7 protein-coding genes are annotated in these 12800 nt (G+C 68.6%); all 7 read left to right on the forward strand.

What is annotated here, in order from left to right; translation table 11 throughout:
* Positions 1 to 133: 133 nt before the first annotated feature.
* The 7 genes from DZF91_RS22415 to DZF91_RS22445 all read left to right on the forward strand — a co-directional run bounded on the left by DZF91_RS22415 (position 134) and on the right by DZF91_RS22445 (position 12800).
* Entirely contained in the window at positions 134 to 1675 is a 1542-nt protein-coding gene (locus tag DZF91_RS22415) for a hypothetical protein (protein ID WP_117359420.1), read from the forward strand.
* Positions 1676 to 1764: 89 nt separating this feature from the next.
* A complete protein-coding gene (locus tag DZF91_RS22420; RefSeq protein ID WP_117359421.1) occupies positions 1765 to 2454 on the forward strand; it encodes a hypothetical protein in 690 nt (229 codons plus the stop codon).
* A complete protein-coding gene (locus DZF91_RS22425; RefSeq protein ID WP_117359422.1) occupies positions 2451 to 4538 on the forward strand; it encodes an Hsp70 family protein in 2088 nt (695 codons plus the stop codon). Before DZF91_RS22420 ends, DZF91_RS22425 begins: the two co-directional genes overlap by 4 nt.
* A 90-nt stretch (positions 4539 to 4628) precedes the next feature.
* Positions 4629 to 8471, forward strand: a complete 3843-nt coding sequence (gene drmA / locus DZF91_RS22430; protein WP_117359423.1) for a DISARM system helicase DrmA — start codon at positions 4629 to 4631, stop codon at positions 8469 to 8471.
* Positions 8472 to 8473: 2 nt separating this feature from the next.
* Positions 8474 to 10387 carry a DUF1998 domain-containing protein gene (drmB, locus tag DZF91_RS22435; RefSeq protein WP_117359424.1) on the forward strand — a complete coding sequence of 638 codons (1914 nt, stop codon included), beginning with the start codon at positions 8474 to 8476 and terminating at the stop codon, positions 10385 to 10387.
* Positions 10384 to 11139 carry a DISARM system phospholipase D-like protein DrmC gene (drmC, locus tag DZF91_RS22440; protein WP_117359425.1) on the forward strand — a complete coding sequence of 252 codons (756 nt, stop codon included), beginning with the start codon at positions 10384 to 10386 and terminating at the stop codon, positions 11137 to 11139. The genes drmB and drmC overlap by 4 nt, the downstream gene beginning before the upstream one ends.
* Before the next feature lie 92 nt (positions 11140 to 11231).
* Positions 11232 to 12800 carry a serine/threonine-protein kinase gene (locus DZF91_RS22445; protein WP_199486800.1) on the forward strand — a complete coding sequence of 523 codons (1569 nt, stop codon included), beginning with the start codon at positions 11232 to 11234 and terminating at the stop codon, positions 12798 to 12800.

Here is a 12800-nt window from a genome sequence, read left to right on the forward strand (position 1 = left end):
CGGTGGGCTGTGTAGAGGGTGAGGGGTTGGGGTGGAGTCCCCTGTCTCACGTGCGGAGCGCGTAGCTGAATGGCGGCGCAAACGGAACGCGCGTGTAGCCGCCATTCGCGCCGGACGGAGTGCTGCCGACCCGGTGGTCGAAGGGTGGGCCGCGCTCGGGGTGCAGGGTGAGGACACGATCGGGGGGCTCCGGAAGGCGATCACCCTGCTGCTCGGCGTTCCCGGTCTCCCCGCTCATCTCGTCAGTTCGGTCGAGCGCTCCATGGGAGGGCGGCCGGAGTCGTCGCTTCCCGGCGAGGTCAAGGCGATTCTCGGGACGCTGCCGGTCGAGCAGGCCGTCGCTCACCTGGACGAGCTGCTTCAGGCGGGCGCGCCCTGGATGACGGACCTCGGCCGCCGCAAGGTCCAGGTTCTCGCGTTCGAGGATCCGCGTGCCGGACGCATCAAGCTTCCGAGCCGAGACGTGTTAGAAGGCCCCTTCGCGTGGCGGCTCTACCTCGCGGCGCTGGGGCATCCGGCCTCGGTCACGGCCGTCGAGATGCGGCGTGCGACGGGGAACCTGCCGCTTCCCGTTCTGGACGACCTGTTGGACGCCGGGCTCGTGGGTTTTGAAGACGCGCCCTGGGAACGTCGCGAAGCCGACTCCGAACGCCGCTACCTGACGGCTCGGCTCGTGCCCGCGATGGTCGGCAGGCAGGACGCCGTGGCGCTCGGCTGGCAGGAGATGGAACGCCGTCACCGTTTCCTCGACGGTGAAGACCTCTCCGAAGGCGACGACATCTACGCCCTGCTCAGCGCCTTCTGGAAGGGCGACTCTCCGGACATCTCTCTGCGGACCCGGCTGAGCCCGTCCGGGCAGGTGCTCTACGACGAGATCCTGCTCGGCGTCCAAACCGAACGCTGGCCCGCGCACATCGTCAAGGACCGCGCCCTCTGGTCTCTGCTCGCCACGCGGTGGACTCCCAGCGGGCTGATCAACCCGTCCGTCAGCGACTTCCACATGTGGCGGGCCCTCTACAACTGCTACCGCTGGCTGCTCGCCGGGATGTTCGACCGCGTCCGCTCGCAGTTGACGCCACTCGTCGACCTCGCCGAGGAGAAGCAGCCGCAGGACGCCGGCGAGGCCCGCGTCCAGATGTGCGCCGAGGCGCTGGTCATGCGGGCTTACCTGGATCTGGAGACCAACGACTTCGCCATGGCGAGGAAGCGCCTGGAGCGCATCGGCCGCCGGCATCCCGTCATCCAGCAGAACATCGACTACATCCGGCGTGCCGAGCTGAAGAAGCGGAACGAGCTCGACTACTGGGAGAACCCCTACCTGGTGCTCGGGGTGTCGCACGGGTCGCACGAGTGGCTGGACCAGTGGCGCTCCCTGGTCAAGCTCGTCCGCGACGACGTGCGCAAGCGCGGCCGGATCAACCGCGCCAAGCGCCGCCTGGAGGCGGCCGAACGCGATGGTGACGGGGACTTCTACCGCCTTCCCCTCGACGAGAGCCTGTTCGTCCTTCCGCGTGAGCGTTCGGTAGCCCTGTTGCCGCCCATCGAGCCCATGCCGCGCCGGACGCTCCCGGCCACTCCCGAAGACCTGGCCGAGCTGCGTGCTCGCGCCATCGAGACCGTGCTGGACGAATTCGCCGCCGTGCCACCGTCGGCGCTGAGTGAGGAGTCATCGTGAAGAAGGCCGGGGCGCGTAGGACCGGTGACGGTCGGAGCTCAGGGAAACGCCCTCGCAGGCCGCCGAACACCTCGTACGCCGACCAGCAGATGGAAATCGACTTCCTGGACCCGTACATCGATCGGATGGACGCCGAAGTCGAGCGACGGGTCGGCGTCATGGGCGACGAAATCAAGCAGCTTCTACGCGATACCCTCCGTCAATTCCAGCGCTCGGCCGGTACTTCGGCCAAGCAGAACAGCTTTTCCAAAGAGTCGGCTACTTCCCGGGAAGCGGAGGTTCAGCGGCTGGTGGAAAAGCAGTTGAGCAGTATCGCCTCGGGGCGGGCCAAGCTCGAACCCGATGCTGTATATGAGCGTTTCGGCAATATTGTCCGCTATGAATTGAAGCAGCAGCGTTCTTCTGTCTCGGACTTCTCGGACGAGCAGATCGCGAAGATTCTTCGAAGCGCGGTGCTGGAGGGTTTCCGGAGTCGTCGGCTCCACTTGGCCCACCTCACCAAGCTGCAGCGGGCCGCCGAAACCGGTGATTTCGACAAGATCTCCTACTTGTTGAACACGGCGTTCGCCGAGGCGGGGCTCAAGAAGATCTTCGACTGCGAGCAGTTCCCGGAGTACTTCGCCTTCCCCTCTTCGGCCGACGAGACGGCGGAGTTCGAGGTGGACGAACCCGCCTGGGTCGACGAGCTGACCGGGCAGGTGGTCCGGCGGGGCAGGGTCCGCGTCATGGAAGTGGAAAGCCCGATCGAGGAGGTCGGCGGGGACGGGGGCACGGAGTGATCGCGGGAATCGACTTCGGGACGACGAACTCGGTCGTGGCCCAGTGGGCCGGGGGCGACGTCGAGGTTTTGGCGCTGGACGGGGAGCACCTCGAAGACGAGTGGTTCTACCCGTCTTTCGAGAGCCTGTTCCCTACGGTCGTCGGGGAGAGTTCGGCTCGGCTGGGGACGCTGTTCGGCTGGGAGGCCAAGCTCCAGGGCAACCGCGTCATCGAAGCGTGCAAGCGGATGCTGCGCAGCGACGGCGGCATCCAGCTGCGCGACCGGCGGGTCTCCGCGACGGCGGTGGCCGCCGGGGTCTTCCAGGCGATGCGCGAGCGCGCGGAACGCAACCTGACGAGCATCGACAGCGCCGTCATCACCGTTCCCGCCAATGCCAAGGGCGGTGCCAGGTACCGGACGCGCGCCGCCGCTCGCGCCGCCGGCATCGAGGTCAAGGCGCTGCTGAACGAGTCGACCGCCGCCGCGCTCTCCTACATGCACGACGTCCCGGAGGAGGGCACCGTGATGGTGTTCGACTGGGGCGGCGGCACGATCGACGTGACGGTCCTCGAACACCAGGACGGGATCTTCGAGGAACGGGCCTCGCGCGGCATCACCCAGCTCGGCGGCCTGGAGATCGACAAGCGGCTGCGGGAGCTGCTCGTCCAGAAGATGGGACGCACGCCCGAGCTGTCGGACGACGACCGGCGCCAGTTCGACCTGGCCGTGGAGCGGACGAAGATCCGCCTGTCCACCGAGGAGTCGGTGCTGACCCGGGTTCCCGGCAACGGCAGGCTCATCGAGGTCACCCGGGCGGAGCTGGAAGGGCAGATCGCCGACCTGGTGGAGCGGGCGCTCGAACCGGCGCGGATGTGCCTGAACGATCTCGGCATCGGCCCCACCGGCATCACCGACATCCTGATGATCGGCGGAACGAGCCAGATGCCGTGCGTCCGCGCGGCCGTCGAACGGCTCATGGACGCTGAGACCGTCCCCGCGCACATCTGCCACCCGATGACCGCCGTCGCGCGCGGAGCCGCCATCGCCGCCGCGATCCTGAACAAGGAGCTCGACAGCTTCCTGCAGGTCTCCTCGATGTACGCGCTCGGCACGACCGTCCGGCCGGAGGAGCTGAGCGAGCCGAGGTTCAGCACGATCATTCCGCCGAGGTCGCCGCTGCCCGCGGTGGAGAGCAAGAACTACAAGCCGAACCGGGACTTCGCGGAGGGGCTCAAGCTGGAGATCTGGGAGGCGGATCCTGACAAGCCGCTCGACCATCCGGAGAACTTCCAGCTCACCACGCTCGCCGTCCGTTTCCCGCGTCCGGCGGTGCGCGACGACTCGACCTTCACATTGGAGTACACCTACCAGGAGAACGGCCTGCTCCATGTGAAGGCGATCCAGGACCGCGACCAGCGCGTCCTCCTCGACCAGGAGATCACCGACTTCACCCACGGACAGACGCTCACGGTGCAGGAGATCCAGCGGGAGATGAGGACCCTCGACGTGGCCCGTCCGGCTCCGTCGGCCTTCTCCCCGCAGTTCACGGAGCCGACCGAACCGTGGCAGCCCGTGCGGCCGAGGAAGCCGGTGCCGACCCCGACGCCGCAGACGGTCCGTCCGATACCGGTCGCGTCGCCGCAGACGGCGGCCCGGCGGTTCGTGGTGGACGGTTCGAACATCGCCTGGCTCAACCGGGACGTGAAAGCCGGAGACAAACCGAGTTTCACCGCACTGTGCGAGGCGGTCGAGGCGCTGAAGGCGCAGAACCCCGGATGCGTCGTGGACATCGTGGTGGACGCCGCCCTCGCCCATCAGCTTCCCCACCCCGAACGGCGGCGACTGGAGAAGGGGAGAAGATCCGGGGAGGTGACGCAGGTCCCCGCGGGGACGGCCGGGAAGGCCGACCGTCTCGTCTGCACGGTCGCCGAACGCACTCATGCCGTGATCGTGACCAACGACAGCTTCAAGGAACTTCAGAGCGAGTTCTCCTGGCTATGTGACGAGGGACGCCTGCTCGGCGCGTCCTACGTCGGAGGCGAATGGGTCTTCCTCGAACGCAGGCCCGTCCGGCCCCGCAGGGATTCCCTCAACGGGGGTTAGGCAGGGGACGAGGGGTTGCGGACCTTCTTGTCGTAGGCATGTGCTTGTGTACTCTATACACAACGTCTTCAAATGTTGGCTGGAGTGTCCATGGCTGGGAGTATCGACGGACTGTTCCACGATCCGCGGGGAGAGCAGCTCCCCGTGGGGCATGACGCGCAGGAGGTCGGGCAGGACGCCGAGCCGGTCGCCCCCCTCGACCAGCCGCAGGACTTCGCCGAGGCGACCTCGTTCCAGGTGCGCGACGAACTGGAGGATCTGGTCCGTCGCGACCTGCTCGGTCCGTGGGACGGGCCGTCCGAGCGGTTCCACCCCAGGGCCATGGGCCCGCGCGAGCGTTACCTGGTCGGGATGCTCGGCCCTCGACACACCCCGTCGTCCGTGACCGACGAGGCGGGCGAGGTGCAGGACAACGACACCGGTGTGGAGGGCGACGCGTCGGACGCCGAGCTGCCCGACGTCGTCAGCCCCCAGGCGCTCGGCAAGCTGTGGGCGTCGTCCATGGGCCTGTCCTTCTGCGTGGACGCCGCCATCGACGCCGTGTCGGTCCGGGCCGCGTGGGGGCGGTACGACAAGCACGACGAGGAAGACGAGAACGGCAAGAAGATCCGGCCCTGGGCGCGCAAGCAGGAGGACCACGAGAAGGAGGTGCGGCTCGACGCCGAACCCTCCTACAAGATCCCGCTGACGATGGACGACCCGGAAGCGCCGGGGGTGCTGCTCAGCGTCGGCGTCCGGCAGCGCGACGGCAAGCGGATCGTCGAGCTCGCCCTGGTCAACGCCCAGGCCGAGCCGCCCAGTAACAAGGACACCGCCTGGCTGTTCCAGCCGGAGCTGACGGTGACCGCCCTGGACGGCGCCAAGCCGGTCTTCCTCCCGGTGGACGACCCCCTCGACGATCGCGAGATCGCCGAGGACGACCCGGAGGAGCTCCACCTCCGCCTGCTCTACCGGAACGAGCGCCGGTACGCCGCCGGTCGCAACGTCGCCGTCCACGCCGACATCGAGCCCGGCGAGCGCCGCGCGCACCGGCTCGTCACCACGTGGCTGCCCGTCTACGACGTTCCCGCGACCGTCGCCCCGACCGGTCCCGGCACGCCGCTGGAGCACGTCGAGCTGTCCATGGACGCGCTGGCCGAGGCGACGCCGGAGCAGCTCAAGGCCGGTCTGCGTCCGCTCGTGGACGGTTACGAGAAGTGGCTCGACCAGTGTGAGGCCGAGATCCCCGGTCTGCCCGCCACCCTCCGCGAGACCGCCGAACGCGCCGTCGCCGACGCCCGCCGGGCGGCGTCCCGGATAGCCGCGGGCGTCGCGTTGCTCACCGATCCGAGCACGCCCCGGCACGCCGAAGCGCTCCAGGCGTTCCACTTCGCCAACGAGACGATGGCGCTGCAACGCCGTAACACCCAGATCGGCGCGCTCCGCGAAGAGGGGCTCGGCTACGCGGAGGCCGAGCAGAAGGTCGCCGAGCGTGGCGCGAAGGCGGCGAGCTGGCGTCCGTTCCAGCTCGCCTTCGTCTTGCTCAACCTCCCCTCGCTCACCGACCCGGGCCACCCGGAGCGCGCGGCCGACCACACCGCCCTGGTCGATCTGCTGTTCTTCCCGACCGGCGGTGGCAAGACCGAGGCCTACCTCGGGCTGATCGCCTACACCCTCGGCATTCGCCGCCTCCAGGGTCTGCTCGGATCGGGGGAGGACGCGCGTGACGGGCTCGCCGGAGTCGCCGTCCTCATGCGCTACACCCTGCGCCTGCTGACCGCCCAGCAGTTCCAGCGGGCGGCTGCCTTGATCTGCGCCGCCGAGGTGCTGCGTCAACGCGATCCGCAGATGTGGGGGACCGAGCGGTTCCGGATCGGCCTGTGGGTCGGCGCCGGCGTCTCCCCGAACTGGTTCGAGGATGCCAAGGAGCAGGTCGTCGAGGCGCGCGACGCGGGCAAGGGCAACCGCGCCAATGTGCTCCAGACGCTCGCCTGCCCCTGGTGCGGTGAAGGACTGCGCGCCGAGCGCGACCTGTGGATCGACGAGGACCGGCGCCGCGTCCTGCTCTACTGCCACCGCGGCGAGGGCGAGGACGCCTGCCCCTTCTCCAAGCGCAAGGCGAACGGTGAGGGACTGCCCATCCTCACCGTGGACGAAGAGATCTACCGTTACGCGCCGAGCCTGGTCATCGCGACTGTTGACAAGCTTGCCCAGCTTCCCTGGAAGGGCTACGCGGGCATCCTGTTCGGCCGCATGCGGAGCCACTGCGACCGGCACGGCTTCCGCCATGACGACCTTGACGACAGGATCGGCTGCGCGGGCAAGCACAACAAGAAGGGCGCCCTCCCCGCGATCACCGCGCAGCCGGTCGTCCGGCTCCGGCCGCCGGATCTGATCATCCAGGACGAGCTGCACCTGATCTCGGGCGCGCTCGGCACCACGGTCGGTCTGTTCGAGGCGGCGGTGGCGGAGCTGACGTCCTGGCCCTTCGGGGAGCACCGCACCGGCCCGAAGATCGTGGCTTCCACCGCGACCACCAAGCGCTCCCGGCAGCAGGTGCTCGGTGTGTTCGGCCGCGATCTGGCCGTGTTCCCGCCCCAGGTGATCGATGCGTCCGACACCTTCTTCTCCGAGCAGAAGCCGGTCACGCCGGAGACCCCGGGACGCCGCTACCTCGGAGTGTGCGCGCACGGAGTGCGCTTGAAGTCGGCCGAGATCCGCCTCGCGGAGATCCTGCTGCTGGCCGGGCAGACGCTGTTCGACAAGTACGGTGCGCCCGCCGACCCTTACATGACCCTGGTCGGCTACTTCAACGCCACCCGCGAGCTGGCCGGGATGCGCCGCTACCTGGACGACGACGTGACGACCCGCGTCCGGCGCCACGGCCGTGCGAAGGGCCTGTCCGACCGCGTCATCGGAAACTCCCTCCTCGTCATCCAGGAACTGACGTCCCGCATCTCCTCCGGTGACATCAGCGACGTGCTCAAGCGGCTGGAACACGGCTTCGACCCCGAGATCGACACCCATGCGCGGCGCAGCGAGGCCGCCGCCGAGATGCGCCGGATCATGAAGGCCCGCAAGGAATCCCGTTCCGCCGAGAAGGCGCCGGCGCCGCACCCGCTGGCGGAGCGTTTCTACGATCGGCAGCGCGCCGGGCTGACTCCGGTCGATGTGGTTCTGGCCACCTCGATGCTTCAGGTGGGGGTCGACGTGCCGCGGTTCGGCCTCATGGTGATGACAGGCCAGCCGAAGAACACCGCCGAGTACATCCAAGCGTCCTCGCGGGTCGGCCGCGAAGCGACCAAGCCCGGCCTCGTCGTCACTCTCTACAACTGGTCGCGTCCCCGGGACCTCGCCCATTACGAGGACTTCGAGCACTACCACGCGACCTTCTACCGCCAGGTCGAAGCCCTTTCGGTGACCCCGTACACCCGCAGAGCCCTGGACCGCGGTACGACCGCGACCCTTGTCGCCGCCGTCCGGCAGGCGGTGGAGGAGTACTCCCGCAATCGGGACGCCTACGACGTCGATCTGGAAGGCCCGATCGTGCAGGAGGTCATCGACCGGATGCTCGTCCGCGCCGAGGCCGTCGCGCACGAGCGCGGACGAGACTATCTGGCCGAGCGGGTCAAGCGCGTGACCGACCTGTGGGAGACCCAGAAGAACCAGGGCTCGACGAGGCTCGGCTACCAGGACGGCACGTGGAACAAGCAGGTGATCCGCGGGCTGCTCGAACCGGCGGGCAACGGCAGGTGGGGCGATCTCACCGCCGGGATGTCCATGCGGGAGACCGAGAACGAGATCAACCTGCTTCTCCCCGGTGGTGACGCGTTGTTCAAGCCGGTCTACAACGAACCCGCGTGGTCGTTCGGTCCGCCCGTCGAGACCGAGGACGACGACGCGCCCGCCGGTGACGAGCTCGGCGAGACCGCCCTGAACGGGAAGGGAGCATGACGATGACCGAGACCGCGCAGTTCTACCGCCGGGTCGGAAGCGTCCGTCCGAGCCATCTGATGTACACCGGCGGTGTCGGCGCCCTGGTGGACCTGCCGAACTTCTCCGTCCTGGTCAAGGGCCTGGACGACTGGGAGCGGTACCTGGAGTACACGCCGCAGATGCCGATCGCCGAACCCCGGCTGCTGACGGCCGTTCAGAAGGTCCTCGGCAAGTCCGTGGTCTCGCTCAGGGAGGCACCGTGGCTGGAGGGGCTGGACAAGGACCCCAAGGGCCCCGCGTCCAAGCTCGGGGTCCCGGTCGCGCCGTTCCCCGCCTGGTTCCGCTGCACGGCGTGCAACGAGCTCGCCGGCCTCGACTCGGGAGTGTTCGGTTTCGAGAACTCCAAGCCGCGGAAGCCGCACGAGGCCAAGTTCTTCCACGACAAGTGCTCCAGGTCCAAGAAGCGTCCGCTCGCGGTGGCGGCCCGTTTCGTGCTCTCCTGCATCAACGGCCATCTCGACGAGTTCCCCTACGTCAACTTCGTCCATAAGGGCCTGCCCTGCCCGAAAGCGTCGCATCCTCGGCTGCGCATGGACGACCGTGGCGGGAATCTCGGCGCGAACGTCGAGATCGTGTGCATCAACTGCAACGAACGCCGCAACATCCGCGAGGCGCAGGGCAAGCGCGGGGAGCAGAACCTTCCGCGCTGCCGGGCGAGGCATCCGCACCTGGTGGTGTTCAACCCGCAGGGCTGCACCGCCGACCCGAAGATGCTGGTCGTCGGGGCCTCCAACCAGTGGTTCGCGCAGACCATGTCGGTTTTGAACGTCCCGCGGACCGGGGCGAGCGAGTTGGAGACCAAGGTCGAGCAGCATTGGGACGCCGTCTCGGCGCTCCCCTCGACGATGTACGAGTGGGCGCGCAACAACGCTCCGGCCTTCAAGGAGCTCAGGGACTGGTCGGACGAGGAGATCGCGGCGGCCGTCGAAAGGCTCCGCGGGAAGATGACGGGCGGCGGGGACGACCAGCAGGACGCCAAGAAGATCCCCGACCTCCGTACTCCCGAGTGGGAGATCTTCTCCGCGCCCAAGCTTCCCGATCCCACCGAGGACTTCACCCTCCGGCGCGACCTCGACGGAGTTCCGGAGCGGCTGACGGACGTCTTCGCCGACGTCCTCCAGGCCGAGCGGCTCCGTGAGGTCCGCGCGCTGATCGGTTTCACCCGTCTCGACGCTCCCGACCCAGAAGATCCCGAGATGGTGAAGAGCGTCACGCTCGCCCGCTCCAACCCCACATGGGTGCCCGCGAGCGAGGTCCGCGGCGAGGGCATCTTCTTCAGGCTTCCCGAGGACGTCGTCCAGGAGTGGGAGAAGCGGATCGCCGACTCCGAGGCCGTGCGGCTGCACCGTGAGGCGTACGGGCGGTACCGGCAGAACCGGTACTCCGACCGGATCCAGAACATGGCCGAGTTCGACCCGATGCACCTGTGGCCGGGTGCCCGCTACATCGCCTTGCACACGCTGTCCCACCTGCTGATCCGCACGATCTCGCTGGAGTGCGGCTACAGCTCGGCCAGCCTTTCCGAGCGGATCTACTCCGGTACCGAGGACGATCCGCACCGCGCGGGCATCCTCATCTACACAGCCGTCCCCGACGCGGACGGAACTCTGGGAGGCCTGGTCTCGCTAGCCGAACCCGACCAACTCGTCCGGCTGACGCGGCGGGCGCTCGCCGACGCCCGGCACTGCTCCTCCGATCCGTTGTGCTGTGAGCGGCTCCCGCAGGCTCCGGCGGACTTCCTGCACGGCGCAGCGTGCCACGTGTGCCTCTTCGTGTCCGAGACGACCTGCGAGCGCGGCAACAAGTTCCTGGACCGCAGGTTCGTCGTGCCGGTGGACCAGCCGGATCTGGCGCTGTACCCGGAGCTGCCGTGAACTCGCCTTTGAAGCGGTTCGCGTCGGCCGCCGCCGCGCCGGCGGCCAGGCTCGGTCCCACGCGCCTTCGTGTCCTGGCGGATCGTGTCGGCCGTGGGGACCTCTACCGCATTCGTGAGGCGATGCCAGAGTTCGCCGCGGACGTGGAGGCGGTATTGGCCGCCCGTGACGACGAAGGCGATCTTCCTTCTGCCACGGTCGCCGCCTTCTTGGAGGGCATGGCCGCCGCGCTGGCGCAGCAGGAGGCCGCGGTGCGAGTGGAATCGGTCTGGTCCGGGCCGGTCACTCATGCGGTCCCCGTTCGCTCGACGGCTCAGGTGCTCGCGCAGCTCATCGGCCATGCGCGGCACGAGCTGATCCTCATGACCTACTCGGCCAAGCCTCATCCGCCTGTCCGCGATGCGATCGCGGTGGCCCTGGAGCGCGGTGTGCGGGTCCGGGTCGTGGTCGAGACGCTCCAGGGCGCCGGCAGTGCGATCTCCGGCGAGGAACCCGCGGCGGCCTTCCACGGCCTGAACGTGGAGTTGTGGCACTGGCCGGTCCTCAGGCGCCCCGGACAGAAGGGGAAGATGCACGCGAAGATCGCCGTGGCCGATCGGCGGGAACTGCTGGTCACCAGCGCGAATCTCACCCAGTCGGGGGCCGACGCCAACATCGAGGCGGGCCTGCTGGTGCGCGGCGGCTCGGCCCCGCAGCGCGCGGCCGAGCATGTCGACCAGCTACGGACCGACGGGGTTCTGGAGCGGCTGTGACGGCGCGATCAGCGGAGTGGGTGGAGAAAACCTCCGGTTAAGCGGTTGAATATGTTGATTTACTCCATGCTTACCTGAGGGGAGGTGTCACTGTGGCGGACGTCATCGCGGGCCGTTACAAGCTCGACCACACCCACATGGGCAAGGGCGGTATGGGGGAGGTGTGGGGAGCCACGGATACCGAACTCATGCGCCGGGTCGCGGTCAAGTTCATCAGTTTCCCGCAGACTCCCACCGAGCGCGAGGAGCTGGTCAAACGGTTCGACCGGGAGTGCAAGCTCACAGCCCGGATGGACCATCCGGGCGTCCCCGCCCTGTACGACCTCGGCGAGGAGACCGAAGGACGGTTCGCCCACCGGCGCTACCTGGTGATGCAGCTCATCGAGGGACGCGAGGTGGACGACCTCGTGGCCGAGCACGACCCGTTCCCCATCGGATGGGCGGCGGCCATCGCCGCGCAGACCTGCGCGGTGCTCAGCCACGCGCACTCCCTCCAACTCGTCCACCGCGACCTCAAGCCCAGCAACCTCATGGTCGACCAGCACGGCGCGGTGAAGGTGCTGGACTTCGGGCTGGCGGCGGCCCTGGACGACGACCAGCGATCCCGGCTCACCAGTACGGGCCAGATGGTCGGGACGATCGCCTACATGGCGCCCGAGCAGTACGACAACAACTGGAGCCCGCGCAGCGACCTGTACTCGCTCGGTACGGTCCTGTACGAGATGCTCAGCAGGCGCTGCCCCTTCGCCGGTCCCACCCAGGCGTCCATCATGAAGGCCCGCCTGACGAGCGATGCCGTGCCGGTCCGTGAACTGCGCCGCGACGTCCCGCCCGCGCTGGAACGGCTTCTGCAGGCCCTGCTGGACCGCGACCCCCGGAACCGGCCGGAGAGCGCCGACGAGGTCTACGAACACCTCGAACCCCACATCGGCGATCTCCCGTGGCTTCCCGACGCGGTACGGCCCGGGCCGACCTCCGTCCGCCGGTACACGGCGATCGTCGGACGCGCCCTGACGACTCGCGTCGCCCGTCCCCAGTCGGCTGACAAGGCGCCTTCGCGATTCGCGGCGCCTGCCGAGAACGGACGGCCCTCCGAGTCGTTCGGCCGAGGGGACGTGGACCGAGCCCGCCGCCATGCCCGGCGCCTGGTGGGCGAGGCCCGTTACGAAGAAGCGGCCCGGACCATGAGTCGGATCACCGAACGGGCCGAACGACATTTCGGCGCCGACCACACCGAGGTCATGGAGCTGCGCCGGGAGCTCGCCGAGGTGCGGTTCCAGGCCGGCGACTACCGGACCGCCGCCGAGGACTTCAACGCGCTCGTCCGCGAACTGTCGCGTTCGTCGGCTCCGGACACCGAACTCGTCCTGCGCCTGCGCTTCCAGGAAGCCAACAGCCATGCGCTCGCGGGCGACACCCCACGGGCTCTCAACCAGCTCAACGACCTGCTCGCCGACGAACGGCGCATGTTCGGTTCCGACGACAGCCGGGTCCTGGAACTGCGCCGGCAGGTCGGACTCCTCCAGTTCGGCGCGGGCCGGACCGCCTCGGCCGTCCACACGCTGGAGGACCTCCTCCATGACCTCGTCCGGCTGCACGGACCCGAGCACGGCATGGTGCGCAAGGTCCGCGAGAGCCTTGACCGCGTGAAGGGACGCTGA

The sequence above is a fragment of the Actinomadura logoneensis genome, assembly GCF_003428695.1.
Taxonomy (GTDB): Bacteria; Actinomycetota; Actinomycetes; order Streptosporangiales; family Streptosporangiaceae; genus Spirillospora; species Spirillospora logoneensis.